We start from the raw sequence: 25754 nt of genomic DNA on the forward strand, positions 1-25754 counted from the left end.
TATAGAAAAACAAGCCCTTTGCATAAGCAAAAGGCTTGTCATACGGAACTTTATTTTTTCTTCGATAACCAATCAGCTACTTTAGCGGCTTGATCAGCTGGAACTATATTGGCAGGCATATTGCCTTTTCCTTTCGAAAGAATTTCTTTAATTTCATCCTTTGAAAGTTTCCCACCAATTTTTTGTAAGTTAGGTCCAACTGCCCCTTGTAACTGATCACCATGGCAGCTCGTACAGCTTTGCTTCACAATATCCTCTGGCTTTGATGCTGTTTGTGCTGGCTTCCCGCCATTTTTTGCATCAGCTAACTCTTTAGATTTATTTAGCCCCTGAAATGAAAATACAAACATAACGATAATACCCAATGCTGCAATAAGAGCGAACGGAATCAGCGGATTACGTTTCATATCTCTTCTCCCCCCTCTATACCCCTAAATAGTTAGATGATTCAGTCATTTCCATTGTACTTGAAAACGCTCTATCAGAAAAGAGTAAACTACCACTTGTTAAAAATATTCCATAAATTCAGTTTATTGTTTTTTATTGTCATATCGCTTATTATTTCGATAATTATTAACGTTTCTCATCATATTTTTCGCTTTTCTACATATATTTTTGTATATAATAAACAAAATTAATCGAAAAATCGAAAAATGAGCATTTGCAAATCAAAAGACAATTCTGTAAAATAAATTACAAGAAATTGTAATCGTTGCCGATAGCTAAATTTTAACAAAAATTAACAAAATAAAAAAGTTTACTTCACAAAGGTGAAGTAAACTTAAAAAATAACCTATTCTAAGAAATCCTTAAGACGCTTACTACGGCTTGGATGTCTTAATTTGCGAAGTGCTTTTGCTTCAATTTGACGAATACGCTCTCTCGTTACGCCGAATACTTTCCCAACTTCTTCAAGCGTACGAGTTCGTCCATCATCTAAACCGAAACGAAGACGTAGAACATTTTCTTCACGATCTGTTAGCGTATCTAACACATCTTCTAATTGTTCTTTTAGCAATTCATAGGCCGCATGGTCCGCAGGCGATGTTGCTTCTTGGTCTTCAATAAAGTCACCTAAATGGGAGTCATCTTCTTCACCAATTGGTGTTTCAAGAGAAACTGGCTCCTGTGCAATTTTTAAGATTTCACGTACTTTTTCTGGAGCAAGATCCATTTCTTCACCAATCTCTTCAGGAGATGGTTCACGACCTAAATCTTGTAATAATTGACGTTGTACACGAATTAACTTATTAATCGTTTCAACCATATGAACTGGAATACGAATTGTTCGTGCTTGGTCTGCAATGGCACGTGTAATAGCTTGGCGAATCCACCAAGTTGCATACGTACTAAATTTGAAACCTTTACGATAATCGAACTTTTCAACAGCTTTAATTAGACCCATATTACCTTCTTGAATTAAGTCTAGGAAAAGCATGCCACGGCCTACATAGCGCTTTGCAATACTTACTACAAGACGTAAGTTTGCTTCTGCAAGACGACGTTTCGCTTCTTCATCGCCTTCTTCAATACGCGTTGCAAGTCGAATTTCTTCTTCTGCAGATAGTAAGTCTACACGACCAATTTCTTTTAAATACATACGAACAGGATCGTTGATTTTAACCCCAGGTGGTACACTTAAATCATTGAGGTCAAACTCTTCTTCTGTTTTTGTAATTTGGCGATTATTAGGGCCTTCTTCGTTGTCATTATCACCAACTAAGTCAATGCCTTGTTCACCTAAATATTCATAGTATTCATCCATTTGATCGGATTCAATTTCAAATCCATTCATGCGTTCTGCAATCTCTTCATATGTAAGAACGCCACGTTTTTTTCCGAGCTCAGTGAGTTGTTCTTTCACTTGCTCAAGGGTCATTTCAGTTTCAATTTGTTTAGAACGAGCTGGTTTGTCAGCCATCTGTTCCCCTCCTTACGCGAGATACAAACATTCATTATACTAAAACTTTATCAAAAAAGCTATTTTCTCGCTTTTTGATTTTGTAAATATGCTACATAATATTTAGCAGCCTCTACAGGATCTGTTTTTTCCATTTGTTTCACTTTAAAGATGATCTCCATCTTTTCAAGTTTTTCCTGATGCCGTCTAAGCGTCTCCAAATGGCCTTGCAACACTTCTTCTGTGTATTCTGGATTAATAAATTCATCCGTCGAAATATCAGTGATAATATTTTTCAACTTTTCATCAGAGAGCCAACTTAAAAATGTTCCGACTGAAGGTTCATTTCCCTTTTCATAATATGCGTATAGTTCATATAAAATCCCTTTATGTTCTTCTGTATGAAAATCTTCTATATGGGATTCCATACGAACAGCTACTTCTGCACTTTGCAACATATGGTAAATAATTTCTCTTTCCGCTCTTTCAAAACCTGTTAACTTCGGTTTTGTTTGAACGACTTGAGACGGTTTAGCAACCTGCTTTATTTGTTTTTGCTGTACCTTTTGTTCTTTGCGATATTGGTGCAATTGATTCAAAAGTGTTTCCATTGAATACGAAAATTCTTGCGATAATGACTTCAAATATGACTCTGCCTGCATCGCATCTTGTAACAACGATAACTCTTTTAAAACACTTTTCACATATTCTTCTTTGCCAGACTCATCTTGCAAATTTTTCCCTAAACGCAAATAATTTATTTTAAAACCAACAAAACTCACACTTGATTTCACAAGATTTTCAAAAGCAGTAGTCCCATATTGTTGCACATATTCATCAGGATCAAGCTTATCTGGCAAGGATGTGACTTTCACTTGGCAACCAACTTTTAGCAATAATTGCCCTGCTTTCATCGTCGCTTCTCGCCCTGCTTTATCACCATCATAGCAAAGAACAACAGTTTCAACGTTACGTCGCAGAAGTTTTGCTTGTTCTTCAGTTAAAGCTGTTCCCATTGTCGCAACAGCTTCTTCCACACCACTTTTTACCGCAGCTAGTACATCGGCATATCCTTCAAAAAGAACCACTTGCCCACGTTTTCTAATAAACGGTCTTGCTTGGTGGAAGTTATACAACAATTTACTTTTGTGAAAAATCGGTGTTTCAGGGCTATTTAAATATTTCGGAGTGTCATCTCCTAACGCCCTTCCACTAAACGCTATCACCTTACCTTGTAACGTATAAATCGGGAACATAACTCTTCCACGGAAGCGATCATAATGACTACCATCCTTCTCACTTCTTATTAGAAGGCCAGCTTGTTCCATACTAGACAGCGATAAACCTCTTTTTTGTAAAATTTTCGTCGCTGCATCCCAGGCAGGTGATGCATAACCAATTTCAAACTTCTCAATCATCTCTTTCGTAATACCACGGTTTAATAAATATGAAAGTGCTTCATTTCCCTCTTCCGTATTTACTAATAAATGATGATAATACTTTTTCAATAATTCATGAGCTTGTTGCATGATGACAGTGTCATCAGATATGTCTTCTTGTTGTCCTTGCCCTGATGTATACTCTGCAACCGCAATTCCATTTCTTTCGCCTAGCTTTTGAACAGCCTCGGTAAAAGCCAGTCCTTCCATTTTCATTAGAAAGGAAAATACATTTCCACCTTCTCCACATCCGAAGCAATGAAAAATTTGCTTATCAGATGAAACAGAGAATGAAGGAGATTTCTCACCATGAAATGGACAAAGGCCGAAATAGTTACGCCCCTGTTTTCTAAGTTGAACGTATTCACCAATGACTTCTACAATATCGGATGATGTCCGAATCTGTTCAACAACTTCTTCGGGAATTCTGTTCCCCATAACTCCATCTCCGTGTCGTATTTTGTATTCGATATAAATTAAAAAATTCCTTTATAATTCGACAATATTTTTCTAAACTTGTTAGAAAGTGTTGCCGATTACATTGTATAAACGATTTTAAACCTTTCCTATAGGTCCTTTATCTGCATAAATCGCATATACATACTTGCTATATAAAATTGTATACATTTGCTCATCTGTTACAAATGTATCTCTTAGAAACAATACATATACACCTTTTTATAAGAAGAGTAGCAAGCCACATATACCGTTTGATCTTGAGATTTGTAACTTTTTCATGTTGATCCATATAACGATCAACTCCATTTTGTTCAGTATCTACAAAGATCCAATGGCCTTGCTATTTCCTTAAAGGATGAGCATATGATGCGACAAACAAAATTCCGACATGAAATTCCGCTCCAACTTGCACAATTTCAGCCTTCACGGGATATACATCCACACCAACTAATATGTTGTCAATGCTTTGCATATTTCTGTATTCTACATCCCTTCTGTGAATCCTTCCATAATGTGCGTTTTCTTGTATAGATTTTGTCGATTTAACGTAATTACATGTCTTTTTCGTAAATCCTATCCCTAGTTTATTCTGAAAAATTAAAGTCTAAACGTAAAATATAGGTTTTTATCACAATTTTTTATTATAATATATTTTCTTCAACTACGCTACATATCCCTTTATTTTTTCATCTTACATTTCAGGATGACAAACTCACACCTTGAATATACTAAAAGACAAAGGAGTATAAGTATAACCATTACACTACAATCTATTACAAAATCCATAGGTACCATATTTCACACGAGCGAAAAAAGCACATTCACCTTTGGTAAATGTGCTAAAACATTTTTTGGTTTTGCACTGCATTCACAATAATATTTGCTGTTTCTTCAATTGCTTTATTCGATACATCGATTACTTGACAATTTATTTTACTAATTACTTCCTCAAAGTGATCAATTTCTTCTTGAATACGATTAATATTTGCATATGTTGCTCCATCACTTAATCCAAGTGATTTTAATCGTTCTTTTCGAATATGATTTAACTTATCTGGCGTAATTTTCAAACCGAAACATTTTTCTTTTGCCACTTGATATAGTTCTTCAGGTGGGTCAACTTCTGGCACGAGTGGTACATTCGCAACTTTCAAGCGTTTGTTATGAGCTAAATATTGGGAAAGTGGTGTTTTTGATGTACGCGAAACACCAATCAACACGATATCCGCTTTTAAAATACCTCGTGCATCTCTGCCGTCATCATACTTCACAGCAAACTCAATCGCTTCAATCTTTTTAAAGTATTCTTCATCTAACCTACGGACAACGCCTGGCTCACATCTCGGCACTTGCCCCGTAATTTCTTCAATTTGATCAATAAGAGGGCCGATAATATCGTATGCCTCTACCCCTTCTTTTGCAGCCTCTGTTACTAAATATTTGCGCATATCAGGCTTAACTAACGTAAAACATATAAGTGCTTGATTACTCTTAGCAATCGAAATCACTTCTTTTAATGTCCCTGTATCTTCTACATACGGTACACGTCTAATATCAGGAGCAAACGGGAATTGCCCCATTGCTGCTCGAACAACCAAATCAGCCGTTTCCCCTACAGAGTCAGATACGACATATACGATTTTATTATCCATTACATTACCTCACTTTAAACAAATTACACTTATTCGTTATTTACTAAATTTACAAACGCACGTGTAATATTTGTTTTTGTAATTCGCCCAATCACTTCTAAACCTTGTTTCGTATCTTTTACAACTGGCATTGCATCAATCTGTCTTTCTATTAATTCCATCGCAATATCATATAAAGAATCCTCTCTACGACACATCGCAATGTTTGGCATCCTTGTCATGATAATATTAACCGGAAGAGAGGTTAAATCCTGCTTTCCTAAGCTCGCTCTTAATAAATCTTTACGAGACACAACACCAACTAATAGAGTCATCTGATCTACAACGAACAATGTACCAACGTCCTCTAAAAACATCGTACAAATTGCATCGTATACGGAAACATTTTTATCAATTACAACCGGTCTAGATTGATAATCTTGTACTTTAATTTTCTTAACAGCTTCAGATAATAACTGCCCCCCAGTTTTACCCGTATAAAAATAACCTACGCGTGGACGTGCTTCTAAATAACCAGCCATCGTTAAAATTGCTAAGTCTGGTCTTAGCGTCGCACGTGTTAGACCCAATTGCGCTGCAATTGATTCCCCTGTAATAGGACCGTGATCTTTTACAATCTGAATTATATGTTCTTGCCGTTTATTCAGCTCTATGATAATCACCACCTTTAATGCACAACGAAAAAAGTTATACTATCTCTTAAATATTATATACTAAATATGCTATTCGAAAAAGAAAGTATGTAAAAAGGACCGTATACGGCCCAAAATTATATTTGAAACTTATCAAGTTGTTCTAAAAAACGTCTTGATTTCAAATAAATTCCGCAATATTCATCATAATATGTATTCAATACTAAACGCATTTGTTTTTTTGTGCTATCCTTTACCGATACATTTCCGAGCCTATGTAAATCGAAATGGAAGAAAAGACGTAATAATTTATGAACAGCTTCTCCTACCGGTATACGATACGGGTCTTGCTCCGCATGACGTGAGCACAGAAAACCGCCTTCCCTAACGGAGAAGGCGACAAAGTCTGTTTCTTGATGACAAATCGCACATGTATCAAAGTACGGGCGCATCCCTAATACCGGAAGCATTTTCGTTTGATAAATTAATGATAATACTTCTGGATCAACACCCTCACACATATAATGCAACGTTTGATATAACATTTCAAATAAATACGGATTATGTTTTTTATCTTCTGTTGCTTTATCAGTTAATTCAACAATAAATGATGCATAAGCAGTTAAAAATATATCCTCGCGAATTTCTTTCATAGTTGAAATAATCTCGCCTTGTTGCAATGTTCCAAGCCCAGATCCCATTTGAATAAGAAACTGGCCATGTGTCATTAATTGCGACACAGATGCTAATCGGCTTTTCGGTTTTTTTGCCCCTCTTGCCATTGCACTTACCTTACCAAGTTCTCTTGAGAATATTGTAACAATCTTGTTCGTTTCTCCGTAATCTGTCGTACGGATAACGATGCCCTCAACTTTTTGAAACATGTTCGTCACCATCCAAGGTTTGAACAAAACGGGTCAAGAAATTGGAGAGTCTAGATGCGCTAGCTCCTCTTCATGTTGATCCATCTCATCGTTTACGTCTTTTTCCATTTCTTTCAAAAGCAAGTACGTTTCAATGCTTCCTGTTTTGGAGAAAAACTTCCAGGTAAAATCTAGCATAAGAATCCACCTTTCTCAATAAGCGTAGCCTATAAACCAATTTCCTTTGTTGTTATTAAATTGACCCATTTTGTCCATTTTCATGTGAGAAAAATTTTTCCTAATTTATCAAAGTTCATAAAAACCAATAATCAGTGGATGAACCAACCATCCACTGATTACAGCTTGACTCTATTTTAGTACTCATCCTCGCGGAAACCTAGGTCACGAAGCTGAGACATTTTATTACGCCAATCTTTTTGCACTTTTACCCATACTTCTAAAAATACTTTAGAACCAAGTAGCGCTTCAATATCAAAACGAGCTCGCTTACCAACTTCTTTTAACATTTTCCCTTGTTTTCCGATGATGATTCCTTTTTGTGATGCACGTTCAACAACAATCGTTGCATTTATATAAACTGCCCCGCCCTCACGCTTTTGAATCGCATCGATAACAACAGCCACAGAATGCGGCACTTCTTCACGTGTTAAATGTAGTACTTTCTCACGAATAAGCTCTGCAATAATAAATCTCTCCGGATGATCCGTTACTTGATTATCTGGATAGTATTGTGGTCCTTCTGGTAAATACTTTTTAATTGTTCCAATTAAAGCGTCCACATTATTACCGTCTAACGCAGAAATTGGTACAATTTCTGCAAACTCATGTAGTTTACGATATTGATCAATTAACTCTAGTAATTGCTCTGGATGAAGTTGGTCAATTTTATTAATAACTAAAAATACTGGTTGTTTCGTTTCTTTTAACTTCTCGATGATGAATTCTTCACCACGACCAAAGCCTTCGACAGCATTAACCATAAACAGAACGATATCAACTTCTTTTAATGTCGTTTGCGCCATCTTCACCATGAAGTCGCCTAGTTTATGTTTAGGTTTATGTATTCCTGGTGTATCAATGAAAATAACTTGTGCATCATTTTCTGTATATACACCTTGAATTTTATTACGAGTCGTTTGTGGCTTATCACTCATAATAGCAATTTTCTGGCCGATAATACGATTTAAAAATGTAGATTTCCCAACATTCGGTCTGCCAATAATAGAGACAAAACCTGATTTATAACCTTTTCTATTCATGTAAATCCTCCGCTAAAAATGCTCCTGGTAACAATTCTCCGACTGTCGTCTCCTGAACGTCACCATGTAAATTTGTTAAGTATACTTTCGTATCCTGTTTACATAATTCTACCATAACTTGTCGACATGCTCCACAAGGAGGTACTGGGCGCTTTGTATCTGCTACAACCGCAATGGCTACAAATTCTTTATCTCCTTCAGAAACCGCCTTAAATAAAGCTGTTCTTTCAGCACAATTACATAAGCCATATGATGCATTCTCAACATTACATCCACGATATACTTTTCCATCGCGCGTTAATAGTGCTGCACCTACTTGAAATTTAGAATATGGTACGTACGCTTGTTTACGCGCTTCGATTGCTTCTAGAATTAATTGTTTACTATTCATATTCCCGCATCCTTCCTGTTCACAGCTATGAAGAGGTACACTCTCTCATTAAAGCCCCTTACGGCACTTCCAAAGCTTAATAAAAGCTTCGGAATGCAACTATACCATATACGGTAAAAAGATAATAGCACCAATTATAACAGCTATAATTGCAAACAATAAAACCGCTCCTGCCGCAACATCCTTTGCAATTTTTGCAAATGGATGAATATCGGCAGTCGCTAAATCTACTGTTTTTTCCACAGCCGTATTTACCATTTCTAAACTCATTACACTACCTATTACAATAAGTAATATCATCCACTCTGTTCTCGTAATATGGAAATAAAAGCCGCAGCATATAACAATGACTGCGGCTAAATAATGGATTTTCATATTTCGTTCATGACGAAAACAAAAGAATATACCAGCTATAGCATATCCAAAACTATCTATAAGTTTTCCTTTTTTCATCGTCCTAATCCAAAAGCTTCTAAAATTTCTTTTTGTCTTCCGAACATTTCTTTTTCATCTTCTTCTGTCATGTGATCATAACCAAGTAAATGTAAAAAGCCATGTAACGCCAAAAATCCAAGTTCACGATCGAAAGAATGTCCGTACTCTTCAGCTTGCTCTTTCGCCCTTGGAATAGAGATAATAAGATCACCTAACATGCGCGGCATCTCTGCACCAACAATCTCCATTTCTCCTTCTCCCATTTCTTCCATGGCAAAGGATATTACATCTGTAGGTTGATCTTTATCTCGGTAATCACGATTAATTTCTCTAATGCGCTCATTATCTACAAATGTCACCGATACCTCCGCACCATCCTCGATATTTTCCATTTGAGCTGCTTTTTCTAACACTTCACGAATTAAACTCATATACGCTTCTTTTACTTCTTCTGTTTCATCAATAAAATCAATTAACAAACTCATTCTTTCTCCTTTTCTTCCGGAAGTTCCGGATATGTAATACGCGAATGGAAAATACCATTTAACGTTTCACACAACGTTTTTCCAACGATTTGTAGTTCCTTAAACGTCAAATCACATTCACTAAATTGACCGTCTTGTAGTCGATCTTTAATAATACTTTGCACCAAATTATTAATTTGTTCTGGCGTTGGGTGATTCATAGAACGTACCGCAGCTTCTACACTATCAGCAATACCAACAATTGCCGATTCTTTCGAAGTTGCTTTTGAACCTGGATAACGGAACATCTCTTCTGTATATTTTTCTTTATCTTCTTTAATAGCTTTATAATAAAAATATTTCAGTAACGTTGTACCGTGATGTTGCCCAGCGATATCAATAATTTCTTGTGGAATATGATATTCTTCGAGCATTCTTACTCCATCCGTTACGTGAGCAATTATAATATCTTTACTCGTTACAGGATCTAATTTATCATGCGGATTTTCAATTCCCATTTGGTTTTCAATAAAAAATTGCGGTTGTACTGTTTTTCCTACATCATGATAATATGCCCCTACACGCGCTAATACACCATTTGCCCCGACTGCTTCACAAGCAGCCTCAGAAAGATTCGCTACCATTACACTATGATGATATGTCCCTGGCGCTTCTAACAAAATTCTGCGTAAAAGCGGATGATTTGGGCTTGATAGTTCCATAAGCTTCATACTTGATACGATTCCAAGTCCACTTTCTAAATATGGTAAAATCCCCATAGCCAAAACGGATGATATAATCCCTGAAAGCGAAGCCATTAATAATTGCGTACCAATTTCAAGAGGCGAAAAATTCCCATTACGTAATAATAAGAGCGCCGCCAATACGACTACATTTAATACAGAAACGAGTATACCAGCTTGTAAAATCATTGTACGACGATTTTTTTCTCGCAAGAAAATACTAACCGATAATGAACTTAACAATACGTAAATCCCTACACTATAATTTAATGTACTCGTTACTCCTTCATTAAACATAATACTTCCGCATACAGAAAAAATCATACTCGTTAAAAAGACAAATCGATCACCAATCATTAGTTTTACAAGTATTGTTCCCATCGCAACTGGGACAACATATGCAATCCCCGCGTATTCAAGTTTTTGAAACAAACTAATGATTTTCATTAAGACAATTGTGATAGACAAAATTGTAATATACGCTAAAACATACGGTCTATCTTCTCTTTTTCTCTTTAAAAATAATTCAAATTGTTTATGCATAAAGTATAGTAACACACCAATGAGTACCGCTAATCCAACATAAGGTTGAAAGCCGTTCCCTTTTTCTAACAAACCAACTAATTTCAACTGATTATACACATCACTTGAAATTGTTTCACCTTCTCTAACAAGAACTTGTCCTTGAAGAATATAAACAGGTGGAACTAAATCTTCCTCTGCTTTTCTCTTCTCTTTCGTTAAGATCGGGTCATAAAAATAGTTTGCTGAAATTGCATATCTTCCTAGCGCCTTAATCGACTCTTTTAAACCATTATCAACATTAACACTATTCATCTCACTTACATATCGTTCTTTCGCATCTTTCAATTCGTCCATTTTAATATGCTCAGTCATGATACTATTAATTGCTGTGACCGCAGCATCTTTCGCTAATACTAATTGGCTCGAATCTGCATTAATCAAACTTAGTAAGTTTGAATCAGATAATTCTTTCGTTAAGTCAGCGGGTAGTTTCTTTTTTAACTTCTCCACTTTCTCAGCATCAGTCATCTTTTTTTGATCATCCGGTCCAACAGCTTTAATCTCTTGCACCACTTCATCCACTTTAGCAAAGACGTCATTCACAATATCAACTTTGTTTTGTTTATACTCACTTTTATATGTATATTGATCTTCAACTTTTGTAGCGGCTTCTTTTTTCTTTTTATCCGTTGTAACTTTATCTTCAATTTTTATAGGAGAATGGATTGTCTTTTTCGCAATAGAATACATATTAACATCTAATTGCTCTGGTTTTACATTATTCATAAGCGCAAAAAACAGCACCGCTCCTAATACAACGTAAGAAATCCAACTTAGTTTTTTCGAATGTTGTAAATTACGAAACCACTTAGAAATTTCTTGAGATCTTGACATGATTTCAATACCTTCTCCTCTCCAGAAATAAAGTGAAACTATTTATAGCTTTCATTTCTTCTACCAAACGATACTTTGAGGCAACATTTTATACACTAGTACCTATAGTTTATTTTCCTTATCTTTCATGATAGTAAAAAATATGACGTTCGCCAACCTTATCATACAAAAAGAAATGATCCTGACAAATAGGATCATTCCATTTTATCATATGCCTCAATAATACGTTGCACCAATGGATGTCTCACAACGTCCGTTTGTTCTAATGTAATAAATGACAGACCTGATACACCAGATAAAATATTAGCAGCTATAGATAGCCCTGATTTTACCCCTTTTGGCAAGTCTACTTGTGAAGGGTCCCCTGTAATAACCATTTTAGAACTAAAACCTAATCTTGTTAAAAACATTTTTATTTGAGCACCCGTTGTATTTTGAGCCTCATCTAAAATAACAAATGAATCATCAAGCGTACGCCCCCTCATATAAGCAAGCGGCGCGATTTCAATTACTCCTCGCTCCATCATACGCTGCGTATATTCTTGTCCAAGAATATCATGTAAGGCATCATATAATGGGCGTAAGTATGGATCTACCTTCTCTTTCAAATCCCCTGGTAAAAAACCTAAATTTTCTCCAGCTTCTACAGCAGGTCTTGTTAAAATAATTTTCTTTACATACCCTTGTTTTAAAGCCCTCACAGCCATTACTACAGCTAAGTATGTTTTTCCAGTTCCTGCAGGCCCTATCCCAAAGACAATATCATTCTTCTTCATCGCATGAATATATCGTCTTTGCCCCATTGTTTTTACACGAATGGATTTACCTTTTGCAGTCTTGAAAATTTCTTCTTCATATAACTCTTCAAATTGAGCAATTTTCCCTTGTTGTGCAAGCTGAATTGCATACGCAACATCTCTCTCTGAAATTGATATACTTTTACGAATTACAACAAGTAATTGCTGTAAGATTTTTTCTACGAGTGTCACCGTTTCAACTGCCCCAGATACATGAACAGTTTCTCCTCTAGTTACGATCGATACATTCAGTTCTCGTTCAATTACTTTTAAATGTGCATCATTGACTCCAAAAAGAGCGATTGCTTCGTTAGTATTTTCCAATTGTTGGTTCATTTCTACTAATTGTTCTGCCATTACTCAGTCTCCTTGAATATCGGATTCGGATATTGGTTGTGGCTCTGCAATATTTTCAACCACAGTATAATGCAATGTGACCTTTAGTTGACCCGCCTCAACCTCTTTACTCAAAATCTTATCACTTACAATCATAGCATGTTCATCCAATTTTTTCTTTAGTTCTTTTTCGGCCATCTCTTTCGCTACTTTCAGCGCTTGCTTTTCTGTATATTCTCGATTCGCTTCTTCCTCTTCTCTCACAACATCTTTTTCATATGCAATCGGCAGTGTAAAACCAAATAATTTCACATCATGCTTTACACTTTCAGTACGAGAGCGTTTATACTTATCATGCTGAAATCCCCATATTTTTATTTTCGTATCCCAAAATTTAAGAAAATGTTCATTGTATACGTTACCAGTATACACTTGGAATTGCGTCTTTAACGGGACATCCACCTTAGATGTATACCACGTTTCGCCATACACAATACCTTTCGCTGAAACAATCGTCGGACTTTCCTCATTACCATATATTCCTGATACGAGAATCTGCCCTTTTTCTACATGATCATTTTTCAGTACAACCGGCTTTCCAACTTCTACGAACGTCTTTGTAATAATCGCTTCTTTTTTTGCTACTAAATTTTGCGGCCTTTGTTCCTTTTCTTTCTTCGGTTCGTTTTTTTCAACAATTTTAAAATGATACGTCGTTCCTCTTACTTCTAGTCCCGCCCAAGTAATGGCATTAATATTATCTGTCAAATGGCGTTGTACATCTTCTACATTCGGCATTTGAAATTGTAGTTTCCCTTTTTTAATACCCATTTTATCCAATTCTTTCATCAATATATATTCTGTTTCAGGTTTTGCTCCTGTAATTTCAATTTTCCAAACCATATTTGACATTGCAATCACACCAAAAAAGAAAATTAAAAAACCAATTAAAAATCCACTATTTTTAATTAAACGCTTATTCCAAAAAGGAAAACCATAACGTCCAATAAAATATAATTTACATTCATTTTTTCTATAAATTGGTTTTATTTTTTTCACATCGCGTAACAATATACAAAAAACTAACGTTTCATCAGCTATCTTTTTAACATCCCAAACTAATAAATTCCTCCGTACACATTCATTAACAAACCGTTCCGCTCCTCTACCTTCAATTCGCACTTTTACATATCCAAGCCACTTTATAAACCATTTATTTTTCATTTACCACCTTCACTACCTTTCTAAAAGTAGATATACTACTTTTTTATTTGAAGCATTAAAATAGCTCGTACTAAAATGAAACCGAGTAAAACTGTAATCCGTCTCTATCAACGGAACTTTTACAGGATAAAGAAGAAAAACTTCACAAATGGAAGTTTCACTTCAATCACCTTTTTTTTCATTTTCTAAAAATGTTACTTGCTCAATTATCCCTTCGAGTAAAAGCTCTTCTGGAAGAATCGTTTTAATAACAAAGGATTGTCCTTTAATTAATAATTGACCGTGTTTTAAAAGCAATCGCACTTCTTTATCTGAAAACACTAATAACCCCCGATGATTTTCTATATAAATATGTATTTGCCCAACAAGAGTAATCCGAGGTAGATCCATTAATACATCCACTGGTAGGTCTACTTGTTTTGTCAACCAATTTTTCATTTGTTCTAATTTCTTCATCTCGAAAGACCCCCTCTCATCCCATATATATGTATTTCTTCACAAGCGCCTATCGTGTTATAACGACTTCACTAACATAACTATATTCTGTAAGAGTTCATATCATGTTAATTAAAACAGTCGCTATATGAAATCATATTTGTCAGGACAATGATGGATTAGAGGATGTTACCTTTAATAATAGAAGTATTAATACAAGAATATGCGCCCCTACAGGATATCAGTACAAGTTACATTAAGAAATTAAGCCTAGCGAGAAGTTGGAAACTTGAAAAAAACTGTTACAATTCGTTCTGGACGTGACATACTGACCATAGAATAAGTAGTTGTCATTTATTGGACACATGAGATAAAGTGAAACTTTAATCAACCCTCACCAATCGGGCTGCCCGTTAATGAGGGATAAAATCAAAAAAAGAAAATTTCTCCACTCTGAATGTTACGTTTTAAGTAAGAATATTTTATAGATGGTTGTTATATGAATTTCAAAAAATATTAGGGTTCATTAAAAAATGAATTAATAAATGAGGAAATACGAAAGGAAATTGGCTTTGGTCAAGAAATTTTGAATGTTATAAAACAAGTTACCGACAGTAATATCCGGCCATTTTATGCAACTGATGCAAAATCTAAAATAGTTAGAATCTCTTTCATTACCTTTGAGGATTATGCTGAAGAGCAAGCTATAAAACTTCAATCTGAGTTTCAGAAGGTTCGGTACTTAGCTTTTATTTGCGAAAGAAGTTTTAGTCAAGGAAGTAAGAACAGGTGTAGAATCGGAATTATACAAGGAAATAATAAATTGAAACTTTAACTAGAGGGGTTTCTATCACTTACAGAAACCCTTTTTAAGCAATATAGCGTTTCCTTAATAAGAACAATAAAAAAACGTCTCATACGAAATGAGACGTTTTTTTACGCTAATAGCTGGATAACCAGCTTATTCACAAGTGATCCGTCTGTTTTACCTTTTACTTTCGGCATAACAGCAGTCATCACCTTACCCATATCTGCTTTAGAAGTCGCACCAACTTCAGAAATAACTTGCTTGATTACATCAACTAGTTCTTCTTCAGTTAATTGCTCTGGCAAATATGCGCTTAAAATCTGAATTTCACTTTGCAGTTTATTAACAAGGTCTTCACGACCAGCTTTTTTAAATTCAAGGAGGGAGTCCTTATACTGTTTTACTTCACGAGCTAAAACTGTTATTTCCTCTTCTTCAGTAAGAGTATGTTGCAGTTTAATACCTTCATTTTGTAAAGCAGCCTTAACCATACGAATAACGGTTAATTTTTCTTTTTGTTTATTCTTCATCGCTTGTTTCATATCATCGTTTAAACGACCGAGAAGACTCATAACTTACACCCTCTCTTAGAATTTACGCTTTCTTGCCGCTTCAGATTTCTTCTTACGTTTTACACTTGGTTTTTCATAAAACTCGCGCTTTCTTGCTTCAGCAAGTGTACCAGTTTTAGAAACCGATCTTTTAAAACGGCGAAGTGCATCCTCCAAAGACTCGTTTTTACGAACGACTGTTTTTGACATTCTCTTTCCCTCCCTCCGAAACATCACACTTACATACTAACTTCAGCATGCAAAAAGAAACACTTCTTCAGCATGTCTTTTACGATTATAATACATTTTATCACTTCAGGTCAACTATTTGGCAGAATAAAAGAAGAATAGAAGCATTTCCTTTTCAAAAGTTATGCAAATAGCTAGTATCCTTTACTGATGAAGACAACTATATTTTTATCATTTCATCTTTTTTCATACAGGGATGCATGCAACGCCTCCCCACCTTATAGTACTTAAGCGCTTCAAATAAAGAAAGCATGCAAACCGTTTCCGGTTGCACGCTCTTTTTATGCGCTAGCTGATTCTTTTTTTACATCATCTTCAAGAACACGAACAAATTGCGCTTCGTTATATGGATAACCAGCTTTCGTAATTTTCACTTTCACTAGCTTACCAATTAATTCTTCTGATCCTTCAAATACAATTTTTAAGTAGTTATCTGTATACCCTACATATAACCCTTCACGGTCGCCCTCTTTAAATTGCTCTTCCGGAATGATTTCAAGCACTTCACCTTCAAACGCTGATGCGTACTCTTTCGCTAATTGATTAGATAGCTCAATTAAACGATGAACACGATCGTTCTTCACATCTTCAGGAACTTGATCTTCCATGCGTGCTGCAGGTGTTCCTGTACGTTTTGAGTAAGGGAACACATGTAACTCAGAGAAGCGGTTCTCTTTAATGAAATTGTATGTTTCCATGAATTCTTCTTCTGTTTCACCTGGGAAACCAACGATTACGTCAGATGTAATCGCAAGGCCTGGTAACGCTTCTTTCAAACGATCTAAACGCTCTTGGAAGAACTCCATCGTATATTTACGACGCATACGTTTTAATACAGTATTAGAACCAGATTGCAACGGAATATGCAAGTGGCGTACAACTACTTCAGATTTATCTAACACTTCAATTACTTCATCTGAAATTTGACTCGCTTCAATAGAAGAAATACGAAGACGTTTTAATCCGTCTACTTCCGCTTCCATATCACGAAGTAATCCAGCTAAGTTATAATCTTTTATGTCTTCGCCGTATCCACCTGTATGAATACCCGTTAATACGATTTCTTTATAGCCTGCATCCACTAATTGTTGTGCTTGTTTAATAACTTCTTTTCCATCACGAGAACGCATTAAACCACGCGCCCAAGGAATGATACAGAATGTACAGAAGTTATTGCAACCCTCTTGTATTTTTAAAGACGCACGTGTACGATCCGTGAAATAAGGTACATCAAGTTCTTCGTACACACGTGTTTTCATAATATTACGGACAGCATTAATTGGTTGACGCTCTTTACGGAATTCTTCGATGTAACCTAACATCTTTTCACGATCCTGTGTACCAACTACAATATCTACACCCGGAATCGCCATAATTTCAGCTGGAGATGTTTGTGCATAACATCCCGTTACGCAAATAACTGCATCTGGATTTTGACGCACAGCACGTCTGATTACTTGACGGCTTTTTTTGTCCCCAGTATTCGTTACTGTACATGTGTTAATAACATATACATCAGCTTTCTTTTCATATTCTGTTCTTTCATAACCACCTTGTTTAAACAATTGCCAAATGGCTTCTGTTTCATAGTGGTTTACTTTACAACCTAACGTATGGAACGCAACAGTTGACATTGATCATCACCCCATCAATTCAAAATGATACGAAGCAGCACTTAACGCGTATAACGGCGCCGTTTCTGTTCTTAAAATTCTTGGTCCTAAACTACATGGTACAAATTTATGTTCACGAAGCGCTGTAATCTCTTCCTCAGCTAAACCGCCTTCTGGGCCAAATACAATCAATAGCTTTTGACCTGGTTTCATTGTCGTTAAAGCTTTCGCAAAATTAGATTTCTCACCTTGTTTTGCTTCCTCTTCGTAAGCAACAAGACAAACATCATACTCACCACTCATTGAAAGCAATTGCTTAAATGATGCCGGAGCATGTACTTCTGGAATTTCACTTCTATGTGATTGTTCCGCAGCTTCTTTCACAATTTTTCTTAAACGCTCAACTTTTTTATCAGCTTTTTTCGCATCCCATTTTACGATAGAGCGAGATGCTTGAAATGGTAAGAATGCAGCTGCCCCAAGCTCAGTTCCTTTTTGAAAAATTAACTCTAGCTTGTCTCCTTTTGGCAGTCCACTTGCAATCGTCACGAAAACAGGAAGTTCACTTGACGCCTCTACCCATTCTACAATAGCCGTATTAATAAATTCACTGGTAATTTCATCAATTGAACATACTGCTGTTTTTCCGTTTACACAGCAATAAATATGATCACCAGCTGACATACGCATCACTCTTGCGATATGATGTACGTCATCACCTACAATCCGAATACTTGTCTCATTTACATATTTCTCTTCTACAAAATAACGTTGCATATAATCACCTTAGTAGAGTTTCGTTCCTTTCGTAAGTCAACACTTACGAAAAGAACGAAACGTTATCATTTTTCATATAACAAACGGCAAGTCTCTCACCTTATAGTGAGAGACTCCCCTTTTCATTATAGACTAAAATCTATATTACGCATTTCGTGCAATAATTGCTACCCAATCTTCCATTCGTAACACTTCTTCAATTGTAAATCCAGCTTGTTCTAACGCCTCAGAAATTACTTTTTCCTTCGCAGCAATAATGCCCGATGTAATAAATAATCCACCTGACTTCACAACTCTTGCTGCATCTTCAGGGAATAATAGAATAATCTCTGCTAATAAGTTAGCTACGATTAAATCAACAGGACCTTCAATACCTTCTAAAAGACTATTTTGTCCAACAGACACGATATCATCTGTTTTATTTAAACGTACATTTATTTCTGCACTTTCAACCGCAACCGGATCTAAATCATATGCTTGAACAGAAGACGCACCTAATTTTGCAGCCGCAATACTAAGTACACCAGAACCTGTTCCTACATCAATAATAGTGTCACCTGGCTGTACTGTTTTTTCTAAAGCACGGATACACATCGTTGTTGTTGGATGAGTTCCTGTACCAAACGCCATACCCGGATCTAATTCAATGATTTTTTCATCAGGAGAAGATGGTGTATATTCTTCCCAAGTCGGTACGATTGTGAATGTATCAGAAATTTGTACTGGATGGTAATATTTTTTCCAAGCAGTAGCCCAATCTTCTTCATTGACTTCGTTAACGGTAATATTTCCAGTACCAATTTCGATGTCGTAAGATGGAAGCACATCAATAGATGATTTTACACCTGCAATCGTTTCATGTAAAGAATCCGTTTGCGGGAAATACGCTTTTATTAATACACCTTCCGCCGGATATTCATCTGGGTTCAATGCATAAATTTCACCATATTGTTGCTCGCGCTCTTTCGTTAACTCCGCTGGATCCTCAATCGCAACTCCGCTAGCACCAGCTTCATGTAAAATATGAGAGACAGCTTCTACTGCTTCTTCTGTTGTATGAATACTAATTTCTGACCATTTCACAATTTACCAACTCCATTTTTTATTTCCATTATTCCCCTTTGAAAGCACGTTTAAGCTTTCCGAATAAACTATCATCCTGCTCTTCTTGTCCTGCAAATTCACGTAATAAATCTTTTTGCTGCGAAGTCAATTTCGTCGGTACAACAACACGAACGACTACATATTGATCTCCTTGGCCGTATCCACGTACGTTCGGAGCACCTTTTCCTTTTAAGCGGAATTCTGTTCCAGTTTGTGTTCCTGCTGGAATTTTCAGCTTCACTTTACCATGAACAGTAGGAACTTCCACTTCATCACCAAGCGCCATTTGCGCAAATGTTAATGGCATTTCGCAAATAATGTGATCTCCTTCACGCTCGAAGAATTCATGATTTCTTACATGAACGACAACATATAAGTCTCCTGCTGGTCCGCCATTTACGCCGGCTTCACCTTTTCCAGACACACGAATTTGTTGACCATTATCGATACCCGCTGGAATTTTAACATTGATTTTTTTACGTTTACGAACTTTACCTGAACCGTGACATGTCGTACATTTTTCTTTAATAATTTGTCCAGTTCCTGAACAATGACCACAAGCTTGACGGTTTACGATACGACCAAACGGCGTGTTTTGTTCTACACTCACTTGACCAGAGCCTGAACAATGTTTACATGTTTCTTTTGAAGTTCCTGGTTTTGCTCCACTACCTTTACAAGTATCACATGGATCTTCTACTGGAATTTCCACATTTAATTCCTTACCAAAAATAGCTTCTTCAAAATCTAAAGTGACTTGATATTGTAAGTCAGCACCTTGGCGCGGAGCATTTGGATCACGACGTCTGCCACCGCCACCGCCGAAGAAAGAACTAAATATATCTTCAAAACCGAAGCCACCGCCGAAGTCTCCTCCGCCGCCAAATCCACCGAATCCTTGATTTGCACCAGCATGACCAAATTGATCGTACTGTGCACGCTTTTGATCATCACTTAACACTTCGTATGCTTCTTGTACTTCTTTAAACTTTTCAATTGCATTTTCTTCTTTGCTTACGTCTGGATGGTATTTTTTAGCCAAACGACGATACGCTTTTTTAATTTCATCTGTTGAAGCGCCCTTGCTAAGTCCAAGGACCTCATAATAGTCTCGTTTACTCATAAATTTACAACCCCCGAATCTTTCACATAAACGTAATTTTAACACCGAAAGAAAGTGCTTTGCAACAAAGTTTCCTCACTTACAGTATGCAAAGCGAAAAACTTAAGATCCTCACACATCGCTTCTCATTCGTGAAAAAAGCCAAAGTCAAGGCACGCTTGACTTTGACTTTTTGTCATCTTACTTATTATGTTTACAGTTGAATTACTTGTCTTCTTTTACTTCTTCAAACTCAGCGTCAACTACATTGTCTTTCTTTGCGCCAGCGTCTTGTGCACCTTGCGCACCTTCTGCTTGACCAGCAGCTGCTTGAGCTTGCTCGTATAATTTAACAGTTAATTGTTGTACGATTTCTTGTAAAGCATCTTTTTTCGCACGAATTTCTTCAAGCTCGTTTTTCTCAATTGCAGCTTGTAATGCTTCTTTCGCTTCTGTTGCTTTTGCAACTTCAGCTGCATCTACTTTACCTTCTAAATCTTTTACAACTTTGTCTGTTTGGAATACAAGTTGGTCAGCTTCGTTACGAAGTTCAACTTCTTCCTTACGTTTTTGGTCAGCGTCAGCATTTGCTTCCGCTTCTTGTACCATACGTTCTACTTCTTCATCAGAAAGACCTGAAGAAGATTGGATTGTAATAGCTTGCTCTTTGCTTGTTCCTAAGTCTTTCGCACGTACGTTAACGATACCGTTCGCATCAATATCGAATGTTACTTCGATTTGTGGAATACCACGTGGTGCTGGTGGAAGGTCAGTTAATTGGAAACGACCTAACGTTTTGTTGTCAGCCGACATTGGACGCTCACCTTGTAATACGTGAATGTCTACTGCTGGTTGATTATCAGCAGCTGTCGAGAATACTTGTGACTTACTTGTTGGAATTGTAGTGTTACGCTCGATTAATTTCGTGAACACGCCACCCATAGTTTCAATACCTAAAGAAAGTGGAGTTACGTCTAATAATAGAACGCCTTCTACATCACCAGTAAGTACGCCACCTTGAACTGCAGCACCTAATGCTACAACTTCATCAGGGTTTACACCTTTATATGGCTCTTTACCAGTTTCACGTTTAATAGCTTCTTGTACAGCTGGGATACGAGTAGATCCACCAACAAGAATAACTTTATCTAATTCGCTTGGAGCAAAACCAGCGTCTTTTAATGCACGACGAGTTGGCTCTAATGTTCTTTCAACAAGACCTGCTGAAAGCTCTTCGAATTTCGCTCTTGTTAACGTTAATTCTAAGTGTAATGGACCAGCAGCTCCAGCACTAATGAATGGTAATGAAATTTGAGTTTGTGTTACACCAGAAAGATCTTTTTTCGCTTTTTCAGCTGCATCTTTCAAGCGTTGAAGCGCCATTTTATCTTGGCTTAAATCAATGTTATTTTCTTTTTTGAACTCAGCTACTAAGTGATCGATGATAACTTGGTCAAAGTCATCGCCACCAAGACGGTTGTCACCAGCAGTTGAAATAACTTCGAATGTACCGTCTGCTAACTCAAGGATAGATACGTCAAATGTACCGCCACCTAAGTCATATACTAAGATTTTTTGTTCTTCGTCTTGTTTTTCTAAACCGTAAGCAAGTGCTGCTGCTGTTGGCTCGTTAATGATACGCTCAACTTCTAAACCAGCGATACGACCAGCATCTTTCGTTGCTTGACGCTCTGCATCGTTGAAGTATGCAGGTACTGTAATAACAGCTTTCGTTACTGTTTCACCTAAGTATGCTTCAGCAGAAGCTTTTAAGTTTTGTAAAATGATTGCAGAAATTTCTTGAGGTGTATACTCTTTACCTTCAACTTCTACTTTGTAGTCTGTACCCATATGACGTTTAACAGACATGATTGTATTTGGGTTTGTAATTGCTTGGCGCTTTGCAACTTCCCCAACTTGACGTTCTTCATTTTTGAAAGCTACAACAGAAGGTGTTGTACGGTTTCCTTCTGGATTTGGGATAACCTTTGGTTCTCCACCTTCCATAACAGCTACACAAGAGTTTGTTGTACCTAAGTCAATACCGATAATTTTACTCATGGCGAATCCTCCTAGTTTTATGTAAATTATTGATTTACTTTTACCATTGATGGGCGAATCACACGGTCTTTTAGTTTATAACCTTTTTGGAATTCTTCCACAACCGCGTTTGATTCAAATTCACTATCTTCTACTTGCATAATAGCTTGGTGTTCATTAGGATCAAACTGTTTACCAACAGCTTCAATCACTTCCACACCTTCTTTAGTCAGCGCTTCTAACAATTGACGATGCACCATTTCCATACCTTGTAACAAGGATTTCGTTTGCTCATCAGTCGCTTCCACTTGCATTGCTCTTTCAAAATTATCAAGAGCTGGCAAGATGTCTGAAACTAGACTTTGTGCTCTATATTTTTCAGCAGCCTGTTTATCCATTTGGACACGGCGCTTATAATTTTCAAAATCAGCTTGTAGACGTAATGTGCGACCTTCCGTTTCCGTTAGTTTCGCTTGTAGCTCATCTACTTTTTCTTGTAAAAGAGCAGCCTCACTTTTTTCTTCTACAGTTTCTTCACTGTTTTCTGGCGTGACAGCTTCTTCAACTTGCGCTTCTTTTACTTCTTCTACCACTTGTTCGTTACGCTCTTCCACAATATTCACCTCCTTAAAAGGTATTAGGTATCATGCATAGCATGATTACCTAAGCATTATATATTACACACAGCAATGAAAATTTCATCACTTGAGCGAATGTATTACTCTCATTTACTTTTTAAGTCCATCAGTAAATTGTCTCGTAAATAACTGTAACAAACTAATTACACGAGAATATTGCATTCTCGTAGGACCTAAAATAGCAATTGTTCCAAGTTGCTCTTCGCCGATCGAATATGTTGCAGAAATTAAACTACAATCCTCCATAGCCGTCGAAGAGTTTTCCCTACCAATTTTCACTTGAATCCCGACTTGTTTATGACGCAAAATGTCATAAAATTCGGCTTCATTATCAATCATGGTAAGTAAAGATCTAACCTTTTGAATGTCATGGAACTCTGGCTGCGAAAGCATATTTGCTTTTCCTCCAAAGTATATCTTTTCCGATAACGGAACTTGAAATGTACCATCCAACATTTTTATTGCACTATCGTAATTATGAACATACCCACGTAAAACTGTAACAATCTCCTTAAAGATTTTATTATGAAGTTCTTCCATCGGTACGCCAGATAGCTTTTCATTTAAAATATTAACCATTTTTTCTAAATCTGATAAATCAACAGATTCCGGAACGGTAATCGTTTTACTTTGTACATGCCCTGTATCGGTTACAATAATAGCGACAGCAGTTTGACGATCAAGCGGCACAATTTGTACATTTTTAAGTTTATTTGTACTTAACTTCGGTCCAAGAACAATGGCCGTATAATTCGTAAGTTCTGATAAAATTTGAGCAGATTGTTGTGCAATTTTTTCCGCTTCAAAAATTCTTTCAGCAAATAAATCTTTAATTTGTACAATTTCAGCGTTCGGTAAGTTTTGCGGTGCTAAAAGATGGTCTACATAAAATCGGTAGCCTTTCTCAGAAGGAACACGTCCAGAAGAACTGTGCGTTTTTTCAATAAAACCTAATTCTTCTAAGTCCGCCATTTCATTTCGAATAGTAGCTGAACTAAATGTAATTTCATCTTTTTTAGCCAACGTTCTAGACCCAACGGGCTGCGCTGATCCAATAAAGTCATCAATAATTGTTTGTAAAATTAAGAGCTGACGTTCCGTAAGCATCTCATCATCACCTCTGTTAGCACTCTTTGTCTTTGAGTGCTAAATCTATTAATAACTTACCAAAATTGACATTCAATTGTCAACGGAAACGTCACGAAATAATGAAACTTTTTCACGCCTATGGAACATTTAATTAGTCAATCAAAAATGATTGGAATACTTCATTCCCTAATAATTTTCCTTTTCGCGTTAAACGCACATGCCCATCTTCCTCTTCAAGCAATCCCTGCTCTTGGTTGCTTTGTAACTGCTTCGCGAAAACTTGATCCATCTCTACATTAAATTTATTGCGGAACGCCGTTTTAGAAACACCTTTTGTTTTTCGAAGCCCTAAGAACAGCTCTTCTTCCATTCTTTCTTTCTCCGTCACTTTGTGAACATCTAAATACGGAAATCCTGTTTCATCAATTTTATTAAAATATTGCTTCAGCGGACCTACATTTTGAATACGTTCCCCGTTCACATAACTATGAGCTCCAGCTCCAAATCCATAATACTCTTCATTATTCCAGTATGTGAGATTATGTCTACTTTTATTGTCACCTTTTGAGAAATTACTAATTTCATACTGGTTATAACCGTGTTTCTCCATTTCATCCATTACTATTTCATACATTTTCGCTTCATGGTCTTCACCCGGAAGACGCAATTTCCCTTTGTTCATTAAGTTATAAAACACTGTTTTAGGTTCCACAATTAATGAATATGCAGAGAAATGTTGTACATCAAGCGTAAAAGCAATATCTAATGTTTCTTTTACATCTTCTATCGTCTGTCCTGGCAAAGCATAAATAATATCTACATTAATATTTTTAAATCCTACTTCCTGTGCTTCTCGAATCGCGAGGAATGCATCTTCCCTCGTATGCTTGCGCCCGATTTTCTCAAGCAGTTCATCACGGAACGTTTGCACACCAAAACTAATTCGATTCACTCCACCTTCTAGCAGTACATTCAACTTCTCTTTCGGCAGATCTCCTGGATTCGCTTCAAATGTTAATTCACAATTTGGGGCGAACGGACGCAAATGACGATTAATAATCTCGAGTAATTTTTTTGTCTGTTCCATATTTAACGCTGTCGGAGTTCCCCCGCCCACAAAAATCGTTTTTATACTATCAAACGGAACTTTTTGAACCGTATTTATTATTTCCTTCTCTAAATAATCTAAATATTGATCAACCGGTTGGCGTTCAATAAACACTTTATTAAAATCACAATAGTGACAAATGTGCTGACAAAACGGAATATGAATATATGCAGCTTGTACCAAATATAACTCCTACCTTTCTAAAA

25 protein-coding genes are annotated in these 25754 nt (G+C 36.5%); all 25 read right to left on the reverse strand.

The window, feature by feature from the left end:
* Positions 1–50 precede the first annotated feature (50 nt).
* The 25 genes from cccA to hemW all read right to left on the reverse strand — a co-directional run bounded on the left by cccA (position 51) and on the right by hemW (position 25731).
* Positions 51–407 carry a cytochrome c550 gene (cccA, locus tag NST86_RS21790; RefSeq protein WP_000828141.1) on the reverse strand — a complete coding sequence of 119 codons (357 nt, stop codon included), beginning with the start codon at positions 405–407 and terminating at the stop codon, positions 51–53.
* Positions 408–793: 386 nt separating this feature from the next.
* Positions 794–1921, reverse strand: coding sequence for an RNA polymerase sigma factor RpoD (rpoD, locus tag NST86_RS21795; protein WP_000764066.1), 1128 nt, complete (start codon positions 1919–1921; stop codon positions 794–796).
* Between the two features lie 59 nt (positions 1922–1980).
* Positions 1981–3777 (reverse strand): DNA primase, encoded by a 1797-nt coding sequence (gene dnaG, locus NST86_RS21800; RefSeq protein ID WP_061663043.1) that lies wholly within the window; start codon positions 3775–3777, stop codon positions 1981–1983.
* Between the two features lie 860 nt (positions 3778–4637).
* On the reverse strand, positions 4638–5450 hold the full coding sequence (locus NST86_RS21805) for a pyruvate, water dikinase regulatory protein (RefSeq protein ID WP_000368935.1): 813 nt from the start codon (positions 5448–5450) through the stop codon (positions 4638–4640).
* A gap of 29 nt (positions 5451–5479) precedes the next feature.
* On the reverse strand, positions 5480–6112 hold the full coding sequence (locus NST86_RS21810) for a helix-turn-helix transcriptional regulator (RefSeq protein ID WP_000583756.1): 633 nt from the start codon (positions 6110–6112) through the stop codon (positions 5480–5482).
* Positions 6113–6219: 107 nt separating this feature from the next.
* A complete protein-coding gene (recO, locus tag NST86_RS21815) occupies positions 6220–6966 on the reverse strand; it encodes a DNA repair protein RecO (protein ID WP_000487013.1) in 747 nt (248 codons plus the stop codon).
* A 33-nt stretch (positions 6967–6999) separates the two neighbouring features.
* Positions 7000–7143, reverse strand: coding sequence for a YqzL family protein (locus NST86_RS21820; RefSeq protein ID WP_000883924.1), 144 nt, complete (start codon positions 7141–7143; stop codon positions 7000–7002).
* A 176-nt stretch (positions 7144–7319) separates the two neighbouring features.
* Positions 7320–8225: a GTPase Era gene (gene era, locus NST86_RS21825; RefSeq protein WP_001080229.1), complete on the reverse strand. Its 906-nt coding sequence runs from the start codon at positions 8223–8225 to the stop codon at positions 7320–7322.
* Entirely contained in the window at positions 8218–8616 is a 399-nt protein-coding gene (locus tag NST86_RS21830; RefSeq protein ID WP_001086282.1) for a cytidine deaminase, read from the reverse strand. Before NST86_RS21830 ends, era begins: the two co-directional genes overlap by 8 nt.
* Before the next feature lie 99 nt (positions 8617–8715).
* The gene (locus tag NST86_RS21835) at positions 8716–9069 is read right to left on the reverse strand and encodes a diacylglycerol kinase family protein (RefSeq protein ID WP_000715469.1); all 354 of its coding nucleotides are present in this window, start codon (positions 9067–9069) and stop codon (positions 8716–8718) included.
* Positions 9066–9536 carry an rRNA maturation RNase YbeY gene (ybeY, locus tag NST86_RS21840; RefSeq protein WP_000054679.1) on the reverse strand — a complete coding sequence of 157 codons (471 nt, stop codon included), beginning with the start codon at positions 9534–9536 and terminating at the stop codon, positions 9066–9068. Before ybeY ends, NST86_RS21835 begins: the two co-directional genes overlap by 4 nt.
* Positions 9533–11677 carry an HD family phosphohydrolase gene (locus NST86_RS21845; RefSeq protein WP_000091514.1) on the reverse strand — a complete coding sequence of 715 codons (2145 nt, stop codon included), beginning with the start codon at positions 11675–11677 and terminating at the stop codon, positions 9533–9535. Before NST86_RS21845 ends, ybeY begins: the two co-directional genes overlap by 4 nt.
* 194 nt (positions 11678–11871) lie before the next feature.
* Complete coding sequence (locus NST86_RS21850) at positions 11872–12831, reverse strand: PhoH family protein (RefSeq protein WP_000840520.1); 960 nt, start codon at positions 12829–12831, stop codon at positions 11872–11874.
* A 3-nt stretch (positions 12832–12834) separates the two neighbouring features.
* The gene (yqfD, locus tag NST86_RS21855; RefSeq protein ID WP_044795888.1) at positions 12835–14034 is read right to left on the reverse strand and encodes a sporulation protein YqfD; all 1200 of its coding nucleotides are present in this window, start codon (positions 14032–14034) and stop codon (positions 12835–12837) included.
* A gap of 162 nt (positions 14035–14196) precedes the next feature.
* Complete coding sequence (gene yqfC / locus NST86_RS21860; RefSeq protein WP_000732269.1) at positions 14197–14490, reverse strand: sporulation protein YqfC; 294 nt, start codon at positions 14488–14490, stop codon at positions 14197–14199.
* A 915-nt stretch (positions 14491–15405) separates the two neighbouring features.
* Positions 15406–15849: a GatB/YqeY domain-containing protein gene (locus tag NST86_RS21865; RefSeq protein ID WP_000054562.1), complete on the reverse strand. Its 444-nt coding sequence runs from the start codon at positions 15847–15849 to the stop codon at positions 15406–15408.
* A gap of 15 nt (positions 15850–15864) precedes the next feature.
* Positions 15865–16038 carry a 30S ribosomal protein S21 gene (gene rpsU, locus NST86_RS21870; RefSeq protein ID WP_000048061.1) on the reverse strand — a complete coding sequence of 58 codons (174 nt, stop codon included), beginning with the start codon at positions 16036–16038 and terminating at the stop codon, positions 15865–15867.
* A gap of 320 nt (positions 16039–16358) precedes the next feature.
* Positions 16359–17711, reverse strand: coding sequence for a tRNA (N(6)-L-threonylcarbamoyladenosine(37)-C(2))-methylthiotransferase MtaB (gene mtaB / locus NST86_RS21875; RefSeq protein WP_000108676.1), 1353 nt, complete (start codon positions 17709–17711; stop codon positions 16359–16361).
* A gap of 6 nt (positions 17712–17717) precedes the next feature.
* Positions 17718–18467, reverse strand: coding sequence for a 16S rRNA (uracil(1498)-N(3))-methyltransferase (locus NST86_RS21880; RefSeq protein WP_001190159.1), 750 nt, complete (start codon positions 18465–18467; stop codon positions 17718–17720).
* A gap of 144 nt (positions 18468–18611) precedes the next feature.
* Positions 18612–19550, reverse strand: a complete 939-nt coding sequence (prmA, locus tag NST86_RS21885; protein WP_061663044.1) for a 50S ribosomal protein L11 methyltransferase — start codon at positions 19548–19550, stop codon at positions 18612–18614.
* Positions 19551–19578: 28 nt separating this feature from the next.
* The gene (dnaJ, locus tag NST86_RS21890; protein WP_000043947.1) at positions 19579–20694 is read right to left on the reverse strand and encodes a chaperone protein DnaJ; all 1116 of its coding nucleotides are present in this window, start codon (positions 20692–20694) and stop codon (positions 19579–19581) included.
* 204 nt (positions 20695–20898) lie between these two features.
* Positions 20899–22734 carry a chaperone protein DnaK gene (dnaK, locus tag NST86_RS21895; RefSeq protein WP_000034706.1) on the reverse strand — a complete coding sequence of 612 codons (1836 nt, stop codon included), beginning with the start codon at positions 22732–22734 and terminating at the stop codon, positions 20899–20901.
* Positions 22735–22760: 26 nt separating this feature from the next.
* The gene (gene grpE / locus NST86_RS21900) at positions 22761–23327 is read right to left on the reverse strand and encodes a nucleotide exchange factor GrpE (protein WP_000392711.1); all 567 of its coding nucleotides are present in this window, start codon (positions 23325–23327) and stop codon (positions 22761–22763) included.
* A gap of 114 nt (positions 23328–23441) precedes the next feature.
* Positions 23442–24458, reverse strand: coding sequence for a heat-inducible transcriptional repressor HrcA (gene hrcA, locus NST86_RS21905; RefSeq protein WP_000954941.1), 1017 nt, complete (start codon positions 24456–24458; stop codon positions 23442–23444).
* A gap of 133 nt (positions 24459–24591) precedes the next feature.
* A complete protein-coding gene (hemW, locus tag NST86_RS21910; protein ID WP_044795883.1) occupies positions 24592–25731 on the reverse strand; it encodes a radical SAM family heme chaperone HemW in 1140 nt (379 codons plus the stop codon).
* Positions 25732–25754 lie beyond the last annotated feature (23 nt).

The organism is Bacillus sp. FSL L8-0199, assembly GCF_038005705.1.
Lineage (GTDB): Bacteria > Bacillota > Bacilli > Bacillales > Bacillaceae_G > Bacillus_A > Bacillus_A cereus.